The sequence below is a fragment of the Kitasatospora sp. NPDC056273 genome, assembly GCF_042268845.1.
In the GTDB taxonomy this organism is placed as follows: domain Bacteria; phylum Actinomycetota; class Actinomycetes; order Streptomycetales; family Streptomycetaceae; genus Kitasatospora.
Map to the genome: position 1 here is coordinate 23,973 of NZ_JBHJSJ010000037.1, position 18,743 is coordinate 42,715.

The 18,743-nt window shown below is 72.8% G+C and carries 19 protein-coding genes; 6 read left to right on the forward strand and 13 right to left on the reverse strand.

Going from position 1 to position 18,743, the window contains the following annotated elements; genetic code table 11:
- The first annotated feature begins 36 nt into the window (after nucleotides 1-36).
- On the forward strand, nucleotides 37-741 hold the full coding sequence (locus tag ACFCY1_RS27665; RefSeq protein WP_049651091.1) for an alpha/beta fold hydrolase: 705 nt from the start codon (nucleotides 37-39) through the stop codon (nucleotides 739-741).
- A gap of 57 nt (nucleotides 742-798) precedes the next feature.
- Here ACFCY1_RS27665 and ACFCY1_RS27670 read toward each other — a convergent pair whose 3' ends face one another.
- Both ACFCY1_RS27670 and ACFCY1_RS27675 read right to left on the reverse strand, forming a co-directional pair.
- Nucleotides 799-1,065 (reverse strand): protealysin inhibitor emfourin, encoded by a 267-nt coding sequence (locus tag ACFCY1_RS27670; protein ID WP_049651101.1) that lies wholly within the window; start codon nucleotides 1,063-1,065, stop codon nucleotides 799-801.
- A gap of 124 nt (nucleotides 1,066-1,189) precedes the next feature.
- Nucleotides 1,190-2,209, reverse strand: coding sequence for a M4 family metallopeptidase (locus ACFCY1_RS27675; protein ID WP_049651092.1), 1,020 nt, complete (start codon nucleotides 2,207-2,209; stop codon nucleotides 1,190-1,192).
- 342 nt (nucleotides 2,210-2,551) lie between these two features.
- On the opposite strand from ACFCY1_RS27675, the gene leuA reads away from it, so the two are divergent.
- The 4 genes from leuA to ACFCY1_RS27695 all read left to right on the forward strand — a co-directional run bounded on the left by leuA (nucleotide 2,552) and on the right by ACFCY1_RS27695 (nucleotide 7,091).
- Complete coding sequence (gene leuA, locus ACFCY1_RS27680; RefSeq protein WP_375876395.1) at nucleotides 2,552-4,348, forward strand: 2-isopropylmalate synthase; 1,797 nt, start codon at nucleotides 2,552-2,554, stop codon at nucleotides 4,346-4,348.
- Between the two features lie 239 nt (nucleotides 4,349-4,587).
- Complete coding sequence (locus tag ACFCY1_RS27685) at nucleotides 4,588-5,283, forward strand: TerB family tellurite resistance protein (RefSeq protein WP_117487720.1); 696 nt, start codon at nucleotides 4,588-4,590, stop codon at nucleotides 5,281-5,283.
- 223 nt (nucleotides 5,284-5,506) lie between these two features.
- Nucleotides 5,507-6,253 (forward strand): DNA repair protein RecO, encoded by a 747-nt coding sequence (recO, locus tag ACFCY1_RS27690; RefSeq protein WP_049651095.1) that lies wholly within the window; start codon nucleotides 5,507-5,509, stop codon nucleotides 6,251-6,253.
- A gap of 4 nt (nucleotides 6,254-6,257) precedes the next feature.
- Nucleotides 6,258-7,091: an isoprenyl transferase gene (locus tag ACFCY1_RS27695; RefSeq protein ID WP_049651096.1), complete on the forward strand. Its 834-nt coding sequence runs from the start codon at nucleotides 6,258-6,260 to the stop codon at nucleotides 7,089-7,091.
- 77 nt (nucleotides 7,092-7,168) lie between these two features.
- On the opposite strand, the gene ACFCY1_RS27700 is transcribed toward ACFCY1_RS27695, so the two are convergent.
- The 4 genes from ACFCY1_RS27700 to ACFCY1_RS27715 are packed head-to-tail and all read right to left on the reverse strand — an operon-like array spanning nucleotide 7,169 to nucleotide 10,363.
- Entirely contained in the window at nucleotides 7,169-7,579 is a 411-nt protein-coding gene (locus ACFCY1_RS27700) for a Fur family transcriptional regulator (protein ID WP_049651097.1), read from the reverse strand.
- A 35-nt stretch (nucleotides 7,580-7,614) separates the two neighbouring features.
- On the reverse strand, nucleotides 7,615-8,544 hold the full coding sequence (locus tag ACFCY1_RS27705; protein ID WP_049651098.1) for a metal ABC transporter permease: 930 nt from the start codon (nucleotides 8,542-8,544) through the stop codon (nucleotides 7,615-7,617).
- Nucleotides 8,541-9,305, reverse strand: coding sequence for a metal ABC transporter ATP-binding protein (locus tag ACFCY1_RS27710; protein WP_049651099.1), 765 nt, complete (start codon nucleotides 9,303-9,305; stop codon nucleotides 8,541-8,543). The genes ACFCY1_RS27705 and ACFCY1_RS27710 overlap by 4 nt, the downstream gene beginning before the upstream one ends.
- Nucleotides 9,306-9,319: 14 nt before the next feature.
- Nucleotides 9,320-10,363, reverse strand: a complete 1,044-nt coding sequence (locus ACFCY1_RS27715) for a metal ABC transporter substrate-binding protein (protein WP_375876396.1) — start codon at nucleotides 10,361-10,363, stop codon at nucleotides 9,320-9,322.
- Between the two features lie 191 nt (nucleotides 10,364-10,554).
- Between ACFCY1_RS27715 and ACFCY1_RS27720 the strand changes: the two genes are divergently transcribed.
- The gene (locus tag ACFCY1_RS27720) at nucleotides 10,555-11,937 is read left to right on the forward strand and encodes a glycine--tRNA ligase (protein WP_030233601.1); all 1,383 of its coding nucleotides are present in this window, start codon (nucleotides 10,555-10,557) and stop codon (nucleotides 11,935-11,937) included.
- A gap of 162 nt (nucleotides 11,938-12,099) precedes the next feature.
- Here the strand turns inward: ACFCY1_RS27720 and ACFCY1_RS27725 are convergent, their stop codons facing one another.
- The 7 genes from ACFCY1_RS27725 to ACFCY1_RS27755 all read right to left on the reverse strand — a co-directional run bounded on the left by ACFCY1_RS27725 (nucleotide 12,100) and on the right by ACFCY1_RS27755 (nucleotide 18,688).
- The gene (locus tag ACFCY1_RS27725) at nucleotides 12,100-13,260 is read right to left on the reverse strand and encodes a hypothetical protein (RefSeq protein ID WP_375876397.1); all 1,161 of its coding nucleotides are present in this window, start codon (nucleotides 13,258-13,260) and stop codon (nucleotides 12,100-12,102) included.
- Between the two features lie 68 nt (nucleotides 13,261-13,328).
- A complete protein-coding gene (locus ACFCY1_RS27730; RefSeq protein ID WP_375876398.1) occupies nucleotides 13,329-14,489 on the reverse strand; it encodes a hypothetical protein in 1,161 nt (386 codons plus the stop codon).
- Entirely contained in the window at nucleotides 14,486-15,064 is a 579-nt protein-coding gene (locus ACFCY1_RS27735; RefSeq protein ID WP_375876399.1) for an NADAR family protein, read from the reverse strand. Before ACFCY1_RS27735 ends, ACFCY1_RS27730 begins: the two co-directional genes overlap by 4 nt.
- An 88-nt stretch (nucleotides 15,065-15,152) precedes the next feature.
- Nucleotides 15,153-16,262, reverse strand: a complete 1,110-nt coding sequence (locus ACFCY1_RS27740) for a threonine aldolase family protein (RefSeq protein ID WP_375876400.1) — start codon at nucleotides 16,260-16,262, stop codon at nucleotides 15,153-15,155.
- Nucleotides 16,263-16,289: 27 nt separating this feature from the next.
- A complete protein-coding gene (locus tag ACFCY1_RS27745; RefSeq protein ID WP_375876401.1) occupies nucleotides 16,290-16,946 on the reverse strand; it encodes a hypothetical protein in 657 nt (218 codons plus the stop codon).
- Between the two features lie 97 nt (nucleotides 16,947-17,043).
- Nucleotides 17,044-17,901 (reverse strand): alpha/beta fold hydrolase, encoded by an 858-nt coding sequence (locus tag ACFCY1_RS27750; protein ID WP_375876402.1) that lies wholly within the window; start codon nucleotides 17,899-17,901, stop codon nucleotides 17,044-17,046.
- Nucleotides 17,902-18,118: 217 nt separating this feature from the next.
- Complete coding sequence (locus tag ACFCY1_RS27755; RefSeq protein ID WP_375876403.1) at nucleotides 18,119-18,688, reverse strand: DUF6939 family protein; 570 nt, start codon at nucleotides 18,686-18,688, stop codon at nucleotides 18,119-18,121.
- Nucleotides 18,689-18,743 lie beyond the last annotated feature (55 nt).

Here is an 18,743-nt window from a genome sequence, read left to right on the forward strand (position 1 = left end):
TCCGGCCGTACGCGACGTCAGAAGGGTTACACCGCGATGGAGTTGCACACCCGGGAGTGGGGCAGCGGGGACCGGCTGGCCGTGCTGGTGCACGGCATCATGTCCGACCACCGCACCTGGCGGCTGGTCGGCCCGGCCCTGGCGGGGAGGGGCTACCGGGTGCTCGCCGTGGACCTGCGCGGGCACGGCGCCAGCCCGCGCGGCACCGGCGCCACCGCGCTGGAGCGCTACCCCCTGGCGGCGTACGCCGAGGACCTGCTGGAGAGCCTGCCGGCCGGTGTCGAGCTCGCGATCGGCCACTCGCTGGGCGGGATCGTCCTGGCGGACGCGGTCGAGCGTTTGAAGCCGGCCCGCGCGGTGTACGTCGACCCGGCCTGGCGGTTCGTCCAGACCGGGATGGACCCGCGGGTGATGGCGCAGCTGCGGCACCTCACCCGGGAGCAGGTCGTGGCGCTCAGCCCGACCTGGGAACCGGCCGACGTGGACGACGAGATCGCCGCCGCGGCCGCCTGGGACGAGGACTCGGCGCTGGCCCTGGCCGACCAGCGCTCGGACCTGCCGGCCGGGCCGGCGGTGCCCTCGCTGGTGGTCCTGGCCGACGGCAGCATGCTGGTGGACGCGGCGAGCGCCGAGGAGCTCAGTGCCCGGGGCTTCGAGGTGCGCACCGTCCCCGGCACGGGCCACACCGTCCACCGGGACGACCCGGCCGGTTTCCTGGCGGCGCTCGACGGCTGGCTCTGACCCCGGGGGCCGCCGCCCGACAGGCCCTGTAAGGCCCCGACCGCGGGCTCCCTGGTGCTACGCGCCCTCGCGCAGCACCAGGGAGACCAGCTCGCGCTGCGAGTCGGTGAGCTTCGGGTCGGCGCAGTACACCGACCGGCCGTCGACGGTGATCTCGTAGTGGAAGCCGTCCGGCACCCCGTACGAGGGCGCGCGCAGCCCGCCCGCGACGGCCTCGCGGGCGAGTGCGTGCACGTGCGGGGCGTCCGTGCGGTCGGCGGTGTCGATCTCCGCCTGGCGGACGATCCCCGCGAAGCCGCCGGTCCGGGTCACCTGGATACGCATGGTGTCCATGGTGCTACCCGGGGAGGGGGTTTGCCGGGCTTTTCCCGGACCGTGACCTTAAGCCCGCCTCAACCCGGTCTCAACCACCCTTCAGGCGTACTCCCGGGGCCGTCCGCGGCCCCGCTCACCCCGGGCTGACCCCGACCTGCGCCCAGGAGGCCGTGACGGTGTCCACGACCGACCGGTCGTCGGGGTAGCGGGCCCTGGCGGCGGCCACGGTGGCCCGGGCGAAGGCGGTGAAGTCGGCGTCGGCGGGCAGCGTGCGCCCGGTCAGCGCGTCGTACCAGATCCGCCCCGCGCGCTCCCAGGCCGAGCCGCCGAGCGCGGTGGCCAGCAGGTAGAACGCGTGGTTGGGGATGCCGGAGTTGATGTGCACCCCGCCGTTGTCCTGGGAGGTGTCCACGTAGTCCCGCATGTGCGCGGGCTGAGGGTCCTTGCCGAGCCGCGGGTCGTCGTAGGCGGTGCCGGGCGCCTTCATCGAGCGCAGCGCCACGCCCTGGACGCCCGGGGCGAGCAGCCCGGCGCCGATCAGCCAGTCGGCGTCGGCGGCGGCCTGGCGCAGCGCGTACTGCTTGACCAGCGAGCCGAAGACGTCGGAGACCGACTCGTTGAGCGCGCCGGGCTGGTCCTGGTAGTCCAGTCCGGCGGTGAACTGGGTGACGCCGTGGGTGAGTTCGTGGCCGATGACGTCGACGCAGGCGGTGAAGTCGCCGAACACCACGTTGTCGCCGTCGCCGAACACCATCTGGTGGCCGTTCCAGAAGGCGTTGTCGTAGTCGCGGCCGTAGTGGACGCTGGCGTCCAGCCGCAGGTCGCGGTCGTCGATCGAGTGCCGGCCGAAGACGTCGGCGTAGAGCGCGAAGGTGGCGCCGAGGCCGTCGTAGGCGTGGTTGACGGAGCTGTCGGAGGAGGCCGCGCGGCCCTCGGTGCGCACGGAGCGGCCGGGCAGCCGCTGGCCGTGGCCGGCGTCGTAGACGACCCGGTTGAGACCGGGGGCGGCGACGGGCGGGGCCGGGGAGAGGCGGGCCGCGCGGTGCGCCGCGTCGAGGGCCAGGGAGTGGACGGCGGGTTCGTGGCCGGCCTCGGCGAGGCGGTCCAGGACGAACGGCGGGACGATCGTGCAGAACGGTGCTGCTGCGGTCATGTTGCCCAGGGTGAGGCTTCGATGACCGGTTGTCACCACCCCCGGCACGACCGGTCTGCGTCTCAAGGGGTGGAACGGTGGCCCGGATCACTTCGGGGGCGCGCGGTGCTGGGTTACGCTGGGCCCATCATGCGCAACGGGCTGCTTCTTCTTAGCTGCCGCGTCGAGGGCCTGTAGTCCACTGGGGCCGGCACCCTCGCCGCGGGGAACGTGCTGTGCGCGCAATCGGCGATCCAAGGGTGTATCGCGAGCGGCAGCAGAGGCCGGCCAGTCGGTGTTGACCAGGTGTTGACCACCCCCGACCCGCCCGCACCACGCATCACAGGAAGCCGAGTCACCTCCATGACCGAGCAGAACTCCGCCGCGTCCGTCCCCGCCGGCCGCCCCTTCGTCGACCGCCCCACCCCGATCACCGCCGCCTCGGTGCGCCAGCAGCCCTCGGGCATGCGGCACGGGCGCTACCTGCCGTTCGGCACCGTCGACCTGCCGGACCGCACCTGGCCGGAGAAGGTGATCACCAAGGCGCCGCGCTGGCTGTCCACCGACCTGCGGGACGGCAACCAGGCGCTGATCGACCCGATGTCGCCGGCCCGCAAGCGCAAGATGTTCGACCTGCTGGTGGCCATGGGCTACAAGGAGATCGAGGTCGGCTTCCCCGCCTCCGGGGCCACCGACCACGCCTTCGTACGGTCGCTGATCGAGGAGGGGGCGATCCCCGAGGACGTCACCGTCTCGGTGCTGACCCAGGCCCGCGAGGACCTGATCGAGAAGACGGTGGAGGCGCTGGTCGGCGCCCCGCGGGCGACCGTCCACCTGTACGCCGCGACCGCGCCGCTGTTCCGCCGGGTGGTGTTCCGCAACGACCGGGCGGCCACCAAGGCGATCGCCACCGAGGGCACCCGGCTGGTGATGGAGTACGCGGAGAAGCTGCTGGGCGACGACACCGTCTTCGGCTACCAGTACTCGCCGGAGATCTTCGTCGACACCGAGCTGGACTTCGCGCTGGAGGTCTGCGAGGGCGTCATGGACGTCTGGCAGCCGGGCGAGGGCCGCGAGATCATCCTGAACCTGCCCGCCACCGTCGAGCGGGCCACCCCGAACGTCCAGGCCGACCAGTTCGAGTGGATGTCGCGCCACCTGTCCCGCCGCGAGTTCGTCTGCCTGTCGGTGCACCCGCACAACGACCGCGGCACCGCCGTCGCCTCCGCCGAGCTGGCCTACATGGCGGGCGCGGACCGGATCGAGGGCTGCCTGTTCGGGCAGGGCGAGCGGACCGGCAACGTCGACCTGGTGACGCTGGGGATGAACCTGTTCTCGCAGGGCATCGACCCGCAGATCGACTTCTCCGACATCGACGAGGTGCGCCGCACCGCCGAGTACTGCAACCAGATGGAGGTGCACCCGCGCCACCCGTACGCCGGCGACCTGGTGTACACCTCCTTCTCGGGCTCGCACCAGGACGCCATCAAGAAGGGCTTCGACGCCCTGGAGGCGGACGCGAAGGCGGCCGGGGTGCCGCTGGAGGAGCACACCTGGGGCGTGCCGTACCTGCCGATCGACCCGAAGGACGTCGGCCGCACCTACGAGGCGGTCATCCGGGTCAACAGCCAGTCCGGCAAGGGCGGCGTGGCGTACGTGCTGAAGAACGACCACAAGCTGGACCTGCCGCGCCGGATGCAGATCGAGTTCTCCCGGATCATCCAGGCCAAGACCGACGCCGAGGGCGGCGAGGTCAGCCCGGCCGAGATCTGGCGGGTCTTCGAGGACGAGTACCTGCCGACCACCGGCAACCCGTGGGGCCGGATCTCGCTGAGCGGTTCGCGGACCCTGACCACCGAGGACGGCCGGGACGCGCTGACCGCCGAGGCCCGGGTGGACGGCGTCCCGGTGACCCTGACCGGTACCGGCAACGGCCCGGTCTCGGCCTTCGCCGACGCGCTGGCCCGGATCGGCGTGGACGTGCGCGTCCTGGACTACGCCGAGCACGCGCTGAGCGAGGGCGGCGACGCCCAGGCCGCCGCGTACGTGGAGTGCGCTGTGGACGGCAAGGTGCTGTGGGGCGTGGGCATCGACGGCAACACCGTGCTGGCCTCGCTGAAGGCCATGATCAGCGCCGTCAACCGCTCGCAGCGCGGCTAATTCGAACGGGTGGTATGCGAAGGGCCGTCCCACGGGGCGGCCCTTCGTCGTCCCCGCCCCGGATTGTGGCCTGCGCCACATTTTTTCGAATCGGAAGCCGTTCGAGGTACTGACACGTGCCGGTAACCGTGGCAACATCGATCCACCGGAAAGCCGGGTCGGTGGGACGGCCTCGGTGTCCGGTCGCGTGACCTGCCCATAGTCGAGCAGGCCGCCTGCCATGTCTGGGGAGTGGCGCCGTGACCAGGTTGTGGGGTGTTCGCCCGCGGTGGCGGACTGACGTTCTCGGTGACTTCTTCTGCCCGGGCTGCGGCGGGGACCGCAACTACCGCCGGCAGCACGGCCGGCGGTGGCTGCGGTTGCTGGGGACCCCGGTGGTCCCGCTCGGGCCGGTGCTCGGCAGCGTGCAGTGCACCAGCTGCCACGGCCGGTACGGCGTCGAGAGCCTGGAGCAGCCCACCTGCGTGCGCCTCGGCGCGATGCTGCGGGACGCCCAGTACACCATCGCGCTGGCCATGCTCGCGGCCGGCGGCACCGCCCACCGGGCGGCCCGCGAGGCGGCCTGCGCGGCGGTCCGCGAGGCCGGGTTCGAGGACTGCGGCGAGGCCCAGGTGCTGGCCGCGCTCGCCGCGCTCTCCGGGCTCGGCGGCGAGCTCTACCACGCCCACGACCTGGAGGTGCCCCCCGGCCGGGGGCTGGCGGAGGCCGGCGGCCTGGCCGTCGAACTGCACGCCGTGGTCGAACCGCTCACCCCGCACCTGGCCCACTCCGGCCGCGAGCGGCTGCTGCTGCAGGGCGCGGCGATCGCGCTGGCGGACGGGCGCTACCTGCCGCAGGAGCGCGAGGCGCTGGCCGCGGTCGGGCGCTGCCTGGACCTGCCGCGGTCCCGGGTCGGGGCGCTGCTGGAGGCGGCGACCAGGACGCCGTACCAGTAGCGACCGCCCTTCCGTACCGTCCACCTCCGAAGATCCGCGGACCACCTCAGACCACCTCGGAATCCCCCACAACGGGCCTGGCCTCCCCACCCCGGGCCCGCCGTGACCCGCACCGCCGTGGTCTCCCCCACGACCGCCGGTGCGGGCAACACGGCTGTCCGGAGCCCGGTGCGGGCGGGCGGGGCCGTCCGGAGCCGGGGGCGGGTGGGGGAGAATGGTCCCCATGAGTCTTTTCCGGGACGACGGCGTCGTGCTGCGGGCGCAGAAGCTCGGCGAGGCCGATCGGATCATCACCCTGCTGACCCGCCAGCACGGCAAGGTGCGGGCGGTCGCGCGCGGGGTGCGGAAGACCAAGTCCAAGTTCGGCGCCCGGCTGGAGCCGTTCTCGCACGTGGACGTGCAGTTCTTCAGCCGGGGGAGTGAGCTGTTCGGCCGCGGATTGCCGCTCTGCACCCAGGTGGAGACGATCGCCCCGTACGGCGGCTCGATCGTCACCGACTACGGCCGCTACACGGCCGGCACCGCGATGCTGGAGACGGCCGAGCGGTTCGCCGAGAACGAGGGCGAACCGGCCGTCCAGCAGTACCTGCTGCTGGTCGGCGGGCTGCGCACGCTGGCGGCCGGGGTGCACGAGTCGCACCTGGTGCTGGACGCCTTCCTGCTGCGCTCGCTCGCGGTGAACGGGTACGGCGCGAGCTTCACCGACTGCGCCAAATGCGGCCTGGAGGGGCCGAACCGTTTCTTCTCCCTCCCCGCGGGCGGGGTGCTCTGCGGCGACTGCCGAGTGCCCGGATGTGCCGTACCCTCCCCTGAGACACTGGTACTGCTCGGGGCGCTGCTGTCAGGGGACTGGCAGACGGCCGACGCCTGCGAGCCGCGGTACTGGCGGGAGGGCAGCGGCCTGGTCGCGGCCTATCTGCAGTGGCACCTGGAGCGGGGCATCCGCTCGATGAGATACGTGGAGAAGTGAGCACATGGCAGCGCGACGGCTCTTCGGCGGCGGCAAGCAGAGGACGTACGTCCCCCCGACCCCCCACCCCAGCGGCGCACAGCCCCCGAAGATCCCCGGCGAGCTGGTCCCCGACCACGTCGCCATCGTGATGGACGGCAACGGCCGTTGGGCCAAGGAGCGCGGACTGCCCCGCACCGAGGGCCACAAGGTCGGCGAGTCCGTGGTGCTGGACGTCCTCAAGGGCGCGATCGAGCTCGGGGTCAGGAACATCTCGCTGTACGCGTTCTCCACCGAGAACTGGAAGCGCTCGCCCGACGAGGTGAAGTTCCTGATGAACTTCAACCGGGACGTCATCCGCCGCCGCCGCGACGAGATGGACGCGATGGGCGTGCGGATCCGCTGGGCCGGCCGGATGCCCAAGCTGTGGAAGAGCGTCGTCCAGGAGCTCCAGGTCGCCGAGGAGCAGACCAAGGACAACGACGCCGTCACGCTCTACATGTGCGTCAACTACGGCGGCCGGGCCGAACTCGCCGACGCGGCGCAGGCGCTCGCCCTGGACGTCGCGGCCGGGAAGCTCGACCCGAAGAAGGTCAGCGAGAAGACCCTCGCCAAGTACATGTACCACCCGGACATGCCGGACGTGGACCTGTTCCTGCGCCCCAGCGGGGAGCAGCGCACCTCCAACTTCCTGCTCTGGCAGTCGGCTTACGCCGAGTTCGTGTTCCAGGACGTGCTCTGGCCGGACTTCGACCGCCGCGACCTGTGGCGCGCCTGCGAGCAGTACGCGATGCGCGACCGGCGCTTCGGCGGGGCGATCCCGAACGAGGTCGGCGCGCCGGTGCCGTCCCCGCGCTGACGGGCGCATACGACGGAGGGGACCTACCGGGATCTGCCCGGTGGGTCCCCTCCGCCGTACGCGCGCGCGGACGAGCCTCAGACCTTCTTGGCGCACTCCGCGCAGGTCCCGAAGATCTCCAGGGTGTGCGCGATGTCGCTGAAGCCGTGCTCGGCGGCGACCGAGTTGGCCCAGCGCTCCACCGCGGGACCCTCCACCTCGACGGTCGCGCCGCAGTGCCGGCAGACCAGGTGGTGGTGGTGCCCGCTGCTGCAGCGGCGGTAGACCGCCTCGCCGTCGGCGGTGCGCAGCACGTCCACCTCGCCGGCGTCCGCGAGCGACTGGAGCGTGCGGTAGACCGTGGTCAGACCGACGGAGTCCCCGCGGTGCTTGAGCAGGTCGTGGAGCTCCTGCGCGCTGCGGAAGTCCGCGATCTCGTCCAGGGCCGCCGAGACGGCGGCTCGCTGCCGGGTCGAGCGGGCGCGCGGCGACGGGCCTGCGGTGGTCACCGTGGGTCCTCCTGGGGTCGTGGGCGTCTCGCACATCATTGTGCCAGCCCCGCCCGCCCCTCAGGTGTGGTCGTGCCGGACGGTTCGCCGGAGGCCTGTTCCGGCAGTTCGACGTCGCACACCTTCGGCCCGTGTTCGCCGGTGCCGCGGTGGCGCCGCCGGGCGAGCGGCGCGGCGAGCAGGCTGAACACCGCGAAGACCGCGATGGCGAGCAGCACGATGGCCGGGCCGGAGGGCACGTCCAGGTGGTAGGAGCCGGTGACGCCGGCCAGCGAGACGACCACGCCGAGCGCGATCGAGGCGGCCTGGGTGGCGGCGAAGGACCGGGTGAGCTGCTGGGCGGCGACCACCGGGACCACCATCAGCGCGCTGACCAGCAGCAGCCCGACGACGCGCATGGCGACCGTGACGGTGACCGCGGCCATCACCGCGAGCAGCAGGTTGAGGGTGCGCACCGGCACACCGGTGACCCGGGCGAAGTCCTCGTCCTGGCAGATCGCGAAGAGCTGGCGGCGCAGGCCCACGGTGACCGCGACGACCACCGCGCCGAGCACCGCGATGGTGGCCAGGTCGGCGGGGGCGACGGTGAGGATCGAGCCCCACAGGTAGCTCTCCAGCGAGCCGGCCCCGGCCTGGGCGGACATCGAGACCAGCAGCTTGCCGCAGGCCATGCCGCCGTAGAAGAGCATCGCGAGGGCGATGTCGCCGCGCTGGTTGCCGCGCGAGCGGACCAGCTCCATGGTGACGGCGCCGAGCACGCAGACCAGCACGGCCATCCAGACCGGGCTGGTCTGGAAGATGAAGCCGAGGCCGACGCCGGTCATCGCGACGTGGCCCATGCCGTCGCCCATCAGCGCCTGGCGGCGCTGCACCAGGTAGATGCCGACGGCCGGGGCGGTGATCCCGACCAGGACGGCGGCGAGCAGGGCCCGCTGCATGAAGTCGTAGGAGAGCATCTCGGTCATGCCAGCAGCCTCGGCGGGGTCAGGTCGGCGTGCGGGTGGACGTGGTCGTGGCCGGGCAGCGCGTGCAGCCCGGTGTTGGGCACGGGCGGGCCGTCGTGGGCGACGCAGCCGTCCCGCAGCACCACGGCGCGGTCGATCAGCGGCTCCAGCGGCCCGAGTTCGTGCAGCACGAGGAGGACGGAGGCGCCGCGGCCGACCTCGGCGCGCAGGGTGTCCGCGAGCACCTGCTGGCTGGCGGCGTCCACGCCGGCCATCGGCTCGTCCATGATCAGCAGGTCGGGGGTGCCGACCAGGGCGCGGGCGATCAGCACCCGCTGCTGCTGGCCGCCGGACAGGTCGGCCACGCCGTCCCCGGCGCGCTCCAGCATGCCGACGGCGGCCAGCGCGCGGTCCACCGCCTCGCGGTCCCGGCGGCGGAAGGGCAGCAGCCGGTGCTGCGGCAGCCGTCCGGTGGAGACCACCTCGCGGACGGTGGCGGGGACGCCGGAGGCGGCGGTGGTGCGCTGCGGGACGTACCCGATCCGGTGCCAGGCGCGGAAGGAGCCGTACGGGGTGCCGAACAGCTCCAGGGTGCCCCGCTCCAGCGGGACGGAGCCGATCACGGCCTTGACGGTGGTCGACTTGCCGGAGCCGTTGGCGCCCAGCAGGGCGACGACCTCGCCGGGGCGGACGGTGAGGTCGACGCCGCGCAGCACCGGCCGGCCGCCGCGCGAGGCGACGGCGTCACGGAGGCGGACGGCCGGGGGTATCGGGTCGGTCATGGTGCTCGGTCCCGTCAGTTCGCGGGGGCGGGGGCAGGGGTGGTGGCGGCCGGGGCGGTTCCGGCCGGGGCGCCGAGGGCGGCCTGGAGGTTGGCCAGGTTCTGCTTCATGACGGTCAGGTAGTCGTCCTTGGCGGGGTCCTTGACGCCCTCCAGCGGGTCCAGGACGGCGGTCTTGAGGCCGAGGTCCTTGGCGACGGTGTCGGCGAGCTTGGGGCTGACCAGGGTCTCGAAGAAGACGGTGGTGACGCCGTTGTCCCTGGCGGCCTTCTGCACCGCGGCGAGGCGGGCCGGGGTGGGCTCGGACTCCGGGTCGACGCCGTTGATGGCGACCTGGGTGAGGCCGTAGTGGTCGGCGAGGTAGCCGAAGGCGGCGTGGCTGGTGACGAAGGTCCGGGTCCCGGCGTCCTTCAGCCCGTCCCGGAACTGCTGGTCGAGCGCGGTGAGCTTGCCGACCAGCTCGTCGGTGTTCTTCCGGTAGTCCTCGGCGTGCGCCGGGTCGGCCTTGGCGAACTCGTCGCCGACGCTCTTGGCGATCGCCGCGTAGCGGGTCGGGTCGAGCCAGATGTGCGGGTCGCCGGCCGTGTCCTCGTGCTTGTGGCCGTCGGCCCCGTGGGCCCCGTCGGCCGCGCCCCCGGCCTCGGTGCCCTCGTCGAGGTGGTGGTCGACCAGCGGGCTGGCGGCGGTGGCGTCGATCTTGTGCTTGCTGGACGACTGCGCGACGGCCTGGTCGACGGTGGGCTGGAGGCCCTTGAGGTAGATGATCGCGTCGGCCTTCTGGACCGTGCCGACCTGCTTGGCGGTGAGCTCCAGGTCGTGCGGCTCGACGCCGGCGGCGGTCAGGTCGGTGACCGCGACGTGCTCCTTGCCGATCTGCTGGGCCAGGAACTCCATCGGGTAGAAGGACGCGACGACCTTCAGCCGGCCGCCGCCGCTGTCGGCGCTGCTGCTGCCTCCGCAGGCGGTGAGGGCGAGGGAGGCGGCGAGCGCGGTGGTGCCGAGGGCTATGGAGCGGCGGGTGCGGCGGGAGAGTCCGAGTCGAGGCAGTCCGATCATCATGACAATCATTCTCATCTCACATGGAAATGATTGTCAAATCACTCGGACGGGTGAACGAGAGGTGACGGAGGGTGGGAGCGGCCGGACGATACCGATTTGAATCACGTACCCGTATGGCCGGTAACCTGAGGTATTCGGGTACGCGCAACCAGCCGTGCCCTGACCGTGCCGTACGTACTGAAGAGAGCACTGTGGCCGCCGACAAGATCGACACGATCGTCAGCCTGAGCAAGCGCCGTGGCTTCGTCTACCCCTGCAGCGAGATCTACGGCGGCACGCGTGCCGCCTGGGACTACGGGCCGCTGGGCGTCGAGCTCAAGGAGAACATCAAGCGCCAGTGGTGGCGCGCGATGGTGCAGGCCCGCGAGGACGTCGTCGGACTCGACTCGTCGGTGATCCTCGCCCGCGAGGTCTGGGAGGCCTCCGGCCACGTCGCCACCTTCAACGACCCGCTGACCGAGTGCCTCTCCTGCCACAAGCGCCACCGGGCCGACCACCTGGAGGAGAAGTACGAGGCCAAGCACGGCTTCCCGCCGCCGAACGGCCTCAAGGACGTCAACTGCCCCGACTGCGGCACCAAGGGCCAGTTCACCGAGCCCAAGGACTTCTCGGGCATGCTGAAGACCCACCTCGGCGTCACCGAGGAGGCGAGCGGCCTGGCGTTCCTGCGCCCCGAGACCGCCCAGGGCATCTTCACCAACTTCAAGGCCGTCCAGACCACTTCGCGCAAGAAGCCGCCGTTCGGCATCGCCCAGACCGGCAAGAGCTTCCGCAACGAGATCACCCCCGGCAACTTCATCTTCCGGACCCGCGAGTTCGAGCAGATGGAGATGGAGTTCTTCGTCAAGCCGGGCGAGGACGAGCAGTGGCACGAGTACTGGCTCCAGCAGCGCTGGGACTGGTACGTCGGCCTCGGCCTGCGCACCGAGAACATGCGCTTCTTCGAGCACCCGAAGGAGAAGCTCTCCCACTACGCCAAGCGCACGGTGGACATCGAGTACCGCTTCAACTTCGGCGGTAGCGAGTTCTCCGAGCTGGAGGGCGTCGCCAACCGCACCGACTACGACCTCCGGGTGCACAGCGAGGCCTCCGGCCAGGACCTGAAGTACTTCGACCAGGAGTCCGGCGAGCGGTACTTCCCGTACGTCATCGAGCCGGCGGCGGGCCTCAACCGCGCCATGCTGGCCTTCCTGATCGACGCCTACTTCGAGGACGAGGCGCCGAACGCCAAGGGCGTTATGGAGAAGCGCGTCGGCATGCGGCTCGACCCGCGCCTGGCCCCGGTCAAGGTCGCCGTCCTGCCGCTGTCGCGCAACGCCGACCTGTCCCCGAAGGCCCGCGGCCTCGCCGCCGACCTGCGCACCGCGTGGAACGTCGAGTTCGACGACGCCGGCGCCATCGGCAAGCGCTACCGCCGCCAGGACGAGATCGGCACGCCGTTCTGCGTCACGGTCGACTTCGACACCCTCGAGGACAACGCGGTGACCGTCCGCGACCGCGACACCATGTCGCAGGAGCGCGTGTCGCTGGACCAGGTCAAGGCGTACCTGGGCGCGCGGCTGATCGGCTGCTAGCAACGGGTGGCCGAGCTTCGCTCGGGGAGCCCTCGTCCGCCCTGATGGGGCGGGCGGGGGCTCCTTGCTGTTCGGGGGCTTCGCGGGCCCTTGGCGCGCCTCCTGCGCTTGCCCGCGGTCCTGCCCTCGGCCCTGTCCTCGGGCCGCCTGCCGGTGCTGCCGCTACCGGCGTCCCCAGCGGGAGCGCGGGGCCGCGGGCGGGCGGGTCGGCAGGCCGGCGGTGCGCAGGGCGGCGAGGGTGGTGCGGTGGCGGGCCTCGTCGGCGAGCAGCGCGGCCAGCAGCTGCGCGTACAGCTCGGAGTTGCCCGCGCCGTCCAGGGCGGTGGCCAGCCCGACCACCTCGGCGGGCGGGCGCAGGACGGCCAGTTCGCCCAGCAGGAGGGTGGCGAGTGCGGGCGGCAGTCCGGTCGCGAGGGCGGCGAGGTCGGCGGTGGAGCGGCCGGCGGCCTGGCGCAGCAGCGTCCGGACGTCGTCGGCGCGGCCGTGCTGCTGGAGGCAGGCGGCCAGGGAGGTCAGCTCGGGCATCGGCGCCGACCCCCACTCCCAGAGCAGTGTCGCGCTGTCGGCGGCCAGTCCGGCCTGGTCCAGTGCGGAGAGAAGGCCGGGCACGGAGGCGGCCGGGTAGCCCCAGAAGGCGTGGAACACCTCGGCCGCCTCCTCGGCCAGGCCCAGTTCGCGCAGCTCGGCGAGCACGGCGACGGAGTGGTCGGGCGCGGTCCGGGCGATGCTGCGGGCGAGGTGGAGCGAGCCGCCGGTCGGGCCGTACCGGGCCAGCATGCCGACCAGCAGCGCGGCGTCGGCGGAGGTGAGGCGGGCGGCGGCCGTGTCGATCACCTCGGTGGCCTCGGCGAGGGAGCCGGCCCGGTGGAGGGCGGTGATCCGCTCGGTGAGGGCGCCGAGGTCGGGGCGGACGGGCGGCGGCGGGGCCTGGTGCCGGGGTGGCTGGTGGTGCTGTCGCGGCGGTTGCGGGGCCGGCTGTTGTTGCTGTTGCTGCTGGGGGTGCTGGTGGTGCTGCTGTGGCGGTGGCGGCTGGTGCTGGTGGCGGATCCGGCTCTCCAACGCCTCCAGCTGGTCGCTGAGTTGGAGGCAGCGGGCGCCCAGGCCCTCGCGCAGGGTCCGGGCCTGGGCGAGCTGGCGCAGCAGCTCCCCGTCCGGCCGCTGACGGCCCGGGGTCGCCCGGATCGCCTCGTTCAGGCGCCGTTCGCGTTGGCTCGCGTAGCGGCTCGCGCGGAGTAATTCGTCCAGCTCCGCGCGGAGTTCGGCGGCCTGCAGCTCGCCCTCCGGCTGCCCGCCCGCGGGTTGTTCCGTCGGCCGCATGCGCATGATCGCCCCAACCTGTCCATCCGGACCCTGACTGCGTGACATCTTGGCGACAGTATGTGGCTGGGGAGTTACGAGCGCACGACCAGTCGTGCCCGAGTGGTGTCAAGGAGCGCGCAGAGGGCGGTCGTTGCGAGAAGTGCGCCGGTCGCGCTCCGCAGGAGGGTCGCCTCGTAGTACGGGCCGGGCGCGAGGGCCGCGACGGCGTATCCGACCACCGCGCCCGCCAGGGCGGGCAGCAGGAGCCGTGGTGCGTCCCGGCGGGCCGCCGCGCCGATCACCAGGAGCCCTGCCAGGGCGGCGAGTTCGGGAGTGCCGAAGGACTCCGCGTAGCGGATCGACAGGGCGGGGACGAGGAACAGCGCGAGCGCCCGACCGATCGTCCCCGCGAGGGTGGCGGTGTACGGGCCGGGTTGCGGGCGCGGGTGCGGGCCTCGGGGCGGGACGGTGCGGGTGGCGACGAGCACCGCCAACGCGGCCGCGGCGGAGGGGAGATGGTCGCCGAGCCGGGCGAGGTTGTAGAGCAGCGCGGTGTCGTACAGCACCAGCATCAGCTGGCCGTACGCCCACAGGTCGAGGGCGAAGCGGAACAGGCCGGGGGCGGGTCCGGGCTCGGGTACGGGCTTGGCCTCGGCCTCGGCTCCGGGTTCGGCTCCGGTTTCGCGTCGGGCCAGCCAGGCGATCGGGGGAGGGGTGAGGCAGGCCGCGAGCGTACGCAGGACGAGGTCGTCCACGGTGTACGGGTTCCGCAGGTCCCACTCCACCGCGCAGAACGCCACCGTGTACGAGGCGGCGGCCAGTGGGACCAGCGGCGAGCGGGCCAGCCGGACGTACAGCGCGCGGTCCAGCCGGCGGACGACGGCGACGAACGCCAGCAGTACCAGCGGCAGTTCGAGGAACGCCTGGACCCGCAGGACGGACGGGGCGAGGAGCTCCGGGGCGGGGAAGCGGGCGGCGAGGGCGTCGAGGCGGGGCACGTCGAACCAGCCGGGCTGGAGGTAGCGGGTGATGAAGGAGACGTCGCCGTGGTGGACGCGGTTCACGTAGACCGCGACGAGCACCTGGTTGAGGTAGATCAGCGCGACGACGGCCGCCAGCACCGGCTCCGGCCCGTACGAGCGCCCGCGCCGCGCGGGCCCGGCCTCCCGCCGCAGCACCCTCGGCGCCAGGAACAGGGCGGCGGCGGCCGAGGCCACGACCGTCCCGTCCAGCAGCGGAGCGATCCCGCTCATGCGGTCAGTCGCGCCCGCGCCTCCATCAGGGCGAAGCCGAGCAGGTTCAACCCGCGCCACTCGGCGGGCTGTTGGGCCCGGATGTCGTCGGCGGCGAGCCCGATGCCCCAGATCCGGTCCACCGGGCTGGCCTCGACCAGCACCCGGTCACCCGTGCCCAGCAGGTAGGTGCGCAGCGCCTCGTCCTGCCCGAACTTCGCGACGTTGCCCGCCACCACCAGCTCGAACCGGCCGTCCACCCAGGCCTTCTCGTCGAAGTCCTTGACCAGCCGCCCCAGCTTCTTCGCCTCGGCGGGCGTGCGGGCCGCCAGCACCTGCCGCACGATGTCCTCGTCACCGAACATCCGGGCCTTGCCGGCCATCATCCAGTGCTCGGCGGAGGCGTACGCGACCCCGTCGACGGTGAACTCGCCGGGCCACCACTGGCTCAGGCACTCCTGCCGGGTCCCGCCGCCCTTGCGCTCGGTGTGCCCCCAGAACATCACCCACTTCGGCCGCACCCCGTCGGCCATCGCCACGGCCAACTCCTCGCGGCTGCGGACGGTGGACAGGTCCCCCACGTGCATCTCGCTCATATCGTCAGTCTGACATGAAGGGGTGGGTGCCGCGAACCGTTTCGCGGTGAATCACCCTCGGGGTGGTGACCCGGCGAGACTTCCCCGGTCAGGCCTTGGCGGTCATCTCCAGGAAGCGCAGGCCGACCTCCGTCACCTCGTCCGCCGTCCATCCCAGGGCCGGTTCGCCGAGGCTGACTTCGGCCATGGCGAGGCCGGGGGCGGCGTCCTCCCAGTGGGAGACGAACCAGATGCCCTCTTCCTCGGCCAGTGCCAGGTGGGCGGCGTTGAGGGCCTCGGCCGGGTGGGGGAGCCAGAGTTGGTACTCGTGGGTGGGCGGCACCTCGGGGTACAGGCGGGCGCCGGGGAGGGCGGCCAGGGCCGGGGTGAGGGCGGTGGCGGCGTGGTGGATGTGGGCGGGGATGCGGGGGAGGGCGGTGTCCAGGCCGTGGAGGGCGGCGAGGGCGGCCGGCCACTGCTGGGAGAGCTGGCCGCCGTAGCGGTGGCGCCAGGTGCGGGCGTAGGCGGTGAGGGCCTTGTCGCCGGCGAGGGCGGCGCCGCTGATGCCGCCGAGGTCCTTGTAGTAGGACACGTAGACGCTGTCGGCGAGGGCGGCGATCTCGTCGAGCCCCTTGTCGAAGTGGACCGTGGTGTTCCAGAGCCGGGCGCCGTCGAAGTGCACCCGGGCGCCGGTCTCGCGGGCCGCGGCGACGAGGGCGGTCAGCTCGTCCCAGGTGGGGAGGAGGTAGCCGGGGTCGCGCAGCGGGAGTTCGACGACGAGGGTGCCGAAGGGCTCGCCGACCGCGTGGAGTTCCCCGGGGGTCGGCTGGCGCTGTTCGGTGGTGGGCCAGAGGCCGCGCAGGCCGGTGAGCTGGGTGTAGGCGTGCCGCTCGTGCCGCTCGATGTGGCTGAGCGGGTGCAGCGCCACGGCCGGGTTGCCGGTGCGTTCGGCGTGGTGGCGGAGGGCGACCTGCTGGGCCATCGTCCCGGTGGGGAAGAAGACCGCGTCCTCTTTTCCGAGCAGTGCGGCGGTCCGTTCCTCCAGCTGCCGCACCGGCCCGTCGCTGCCGTAGAAGTCGGGCAGGACGTCCAGACCGTCCAGGGCCGCGAGTTGGGCGAGGCGTTCGCGGATGCTGAGGACGCGGTCGGTGGAGAGGAAGCGCTCGCAGGTCATGCGGGCCGCGCGGCGCCGGCGGAACTCACTCTGGTCGTCGGTCATCCGGCGATTGTCAGCCCGGTGGCACGGTCAGACCAACCGCTTTTCCCACCGCAGGGCGGGGTGTCCGGGTACCCACGCCGTCTGGGTGTCCGCCGTGACGCGGAGCCGGATGGCGGTGAGGTCGGGGCGCCCGGCCTCCTGCCAGGCGGCGAGGAGCCGCTCGATCTCGTCCCAGAGGGCGAGCCGGCCGCCCTGGTGGACCGTCCAGCCGTAGGTGTCGTCCTGGATCTGGGCGGAGGCGCCGGGGACGGAGAGGCAGTAGACCGACTCCAGGTCCTCGCCCGTGGTGACCCAGAACCACGCCTCGGGGAAGGCGAGTTGGACGAGAAAGGCGGGCGTCGGGTCGTTGAGGAGGGTGGGGGAGGTGTCGGTCGGACGCCCGGTGCCGTCGGCGCCGGACCAGCCGGGCAGGAACGGCGGGCGGGGCGGGCGCGGGACGGCGGCCCGGCCGGTGACCCGGCCCTCGGCGGTGCCGTCGGGGAGCACGGTGAGCTCGACCCGGCCGGCGCCCTCCTGCCAGGCGCCGAGGACGGCCGAGACGGTGCCGCCGGGCTTGGTCTGCCGCACCCAGCTGTAGGGGATCAGGCGGACCGGGTCGGTGGCGCGGACCCCGTCGTACGGCGGGTGGGCGGCGGCGGTCGGGGAGCCGACCTCCAGGATGTTCCGCGGGCCGTCGGGGTTCATCGTCCTCCTCGGGGTGGGGCCGGAGCGGGTCGGGGCCGCGAGGCCGTCCGCCCACGCCGGGAACGACGCGGCGGACGGCCTCCGGCTCCGGTCAGGACTAGGCGGGCAGCAGCGCGGCGATGTCCTCCAGGAGCCGGGCCGCCGGCGCCGGGTCGACCAGCCACTTCAGGTGGCTGCCGGGGAGCGTGTGGACGTCGAAGGGGTTCTCCGGGGTCAGCGCGTCGCCCTCGCGGATCATGCGGTCCTGCATGGCGAGCGGGATGCCGGCGTCCTCGGCCAGCCGGACGTACGACTTGGGGATCCGTCCCCAGGTGTCGGGCCGGGCCCGGTCGTCGGGGGTGCCGGTGTCGAGGTTCTCGTCGGGCTGGAAGGTGTTGAGGAAGAGCATGAACTCGTCGTCCGTGCCGTCGGCGAGGAAGGACGCCTTGAAGGAGGCGAGGACGCCGGGGTCGGCGGTGCGGAAGTTGATGCGCAGCAGGCCGAGTTCGGCCGGGTTCCCGACCAGCGCCGCCATCAGCCCCGCGGCGTCGGCCGTGGCCATCTCGGGCTCGGCGTAGTAGGCGTTGACGTCGAGGTCGACGGGGCACCAGGCGGAGACGTAGACGATGCGGTCGATCAGGTCGGGCCGCTGGTTGGCCGCGGCGGTGGCCGTCAGGCCGCCGCGGCTGTGGGAGACGAGGACGACGGGCCCGTTCCGCTTGGCCCGCTCCAGTATCCCGATGAGGTGCGCGACGTTGTCGGCGAGTGTGACGCCCTTGATGGCGCCGGGCGCGGTGGCGAGCCCTTCGAGGTCCTGCGGCGCCTGGTAGGCCCGGGGGTACGTCGCGGCGAAGCCGTGCCCCGGGAGGTCGACGGCGACGGAGCGGTGCCCGAGGAGGCCGAGTTCGGCCTGGAGCGGCGCGAAGGAGAAGGAGTTCGCGAAAGCCCCGTGGACCAGGACGAAGGTGGGTTGCATCTGTCTACTGCTCACTTTCCGGTCCCCTGCGGCGCACTGGCCGGCCGCGGGGACTGCTTCGTGCGTGGCAGGCGCCGGCGGTCACCTGCGGACGCGCGAGGGCGGCGTGCGAACGGCTGCCCACGGTCCGGTGATTCACCCTACTCAGTGAATGATCATCAGCCCACCCTCCGGCGGCACGGCTTCGGTGCTCCACCGCCCACCGCTCACCCCGGGGTTACTCGGGGTGCGGGTCCGTGCCGTCCTCGGCGGGCCAGCGACCCTCCGCGTACAGCCGGACGAGCGCGGCGTGGGAGAGCGGGCTGCTGGGGTCGGCGACGTCGCCGTTGGTGGTGTAGTCCAGGAGCACGACCTCGTCCTTCTCCCGGAGCCGCTCGACCAGGTCGGCGGCGCGGTGTTCGAGGACCCATCGGTAGGCCGGCAGGTAGATCCGGCGGCGGGCCGTCTCGTACGACAGGAGCCGGTCGCCGTGCAGGCCGGTCCGGTGGCCCTGGACGGGGCCGAAGCGGCGCACCGTCCGCTTGAGGCCCTTCATCGAGGTGACGTGCAGCTTGGCGGGGTCGACATCGGCGTCCCGGAAGACCTTGAGGGCCTGCCAGATCCCCTCCACGGACTGGCTGGTCGCGCCGTCGCCGTAAGGGACCGGGATGCCGCCGTGCGGGTAGAACGGGCTCAGCCGCACCCACGGGTCCGGCGCCCTGGAGGTGACGTCGATGATCTCCGCGCCGGGGAACGCGGCGGTCAGTGCGGCCGCCGTACGGCGACGGCCGGCGATGTGGATCGGCATGTGCGGGCTCTCCTGCTCGACGGCGCGGGCCACCGAGTGTCCCCGGTGCCACTGA

Bases quoted from the DNA above. Each gene is read 5' to 3' on its own strand.
- ACFCY1_RS27735 (WP_375876399.1), bottom strand. From the start codon at position 15,064: ATGAGCGAGATGCACGTGGGGGACCTGTCCACCGTCCGCAGCCGCGAG.
- ACFCY1_RS27750 (WP_375876402.1), bottom strand. From the start codon at position 17,901: ATGCAACCCACCTTCGTCCTGGTCCACGGGGCTTTCGCGAACTCCTTC.
- ACFCY1_RS27740 (WP_375876400.1), bottom strand. From the start codon at position 16,262: ATGACCGACGACCAGAGTGAGTTCCGCCGGCGCCGCGCGGCCCGCATG.
- ACFCY1_RS27695 (WP_049651096.1), top strand. From the start codon at position 6,258: ATGGCAGCGCGACGGCTCTTCGGCGGCGGCAAGCAGAGGACGTACGTC.
- recO (WP_049651095.1), top strand. From the start codon at position 5,507: ATGAGTCTTTTCCGGGACGACGGCGTCGTGCTGCGGGCGCAGAAGCTC.
- ACFCY1_RS27715 (WP_375876396.1), bottom strand. From the start codon at position 10,363: ATGATGATCGGACTGCCTCGACTCGGACTCTCCCGCCGCACCCGCCGC.
- ACFCY1_RS27730 (WP_375876398.1), bottom strand. From the start codon at position 14,489: ATGAGCGGGATCGCTCCGCTGCTGGACGGGACGGTCGTGGCCTCGGCC.
- ACFCY1_RS27705 (WP_049651098.1), bottom strand. From the start codon at position 8,544: ATGACCGAGATGCTCTCCTACGACTTCATGCAGCGGGCCCTGCTCGCC.
- ACFCY1_RS27665 (WP_049651091.1), top strand. From the start codon at position 37: ATGGAGTTGCACACCCGGGAGTGGGGCAGCGGGGACCGGCTGGCCGTG.
- ACFCY1_RS27725 (WP_375876397.1), bottom strand. From the start codon at position 13,260: ATGCGCATGCGGCCGACGGAACAACCCGCGGGCGGGCAGCCGGAGGGC.
- ACFCY1_RS27755 (WP_375876403.1), bottom strand. From the start codon at position 18,688: ATGCCGATCCACATCGCCGGCCGTCGCCGTACGGCGGCCGCACTGACC.
- ACFCY1_RS27745 (WP_375876401.1), bottom strand. From the start codon at position 16,946: ATGAACCCCGACGGCCCGCGGAACATCCTGGAGGTCGGCTCCCCGACC.
- leuA (WP_375876395.1), top strand. From the start codon at position 2,552: ATGACCGAGCAGAACTCCGCCGCGTCCGTCCCCGCCGGCCGCCCCTTC.
- ACFCY1_RS27710 (WP_049651099.1), bottom strand. From the start codon at position 9,305: ATGACCGACCCGATACCCCCGGCCGTCCGCCTCCGTGACGCCGTCGCC.
- ACFCY1_RS27670 (WP_049651101.1), bottom strand. From the start codon at position 1,065: ATGCGTATCCAGGTGACCCGGACCGGCGGCTTCGCGGGGATCGTCCGC.
- ACFCY1_RS27675 (WP_049651092.1), bottom strand. From the start codon at position 2,209: ATGACCGCAGCAGCACCGTTCTGCACGATCGTCCCGCCGTTCGTCCTG.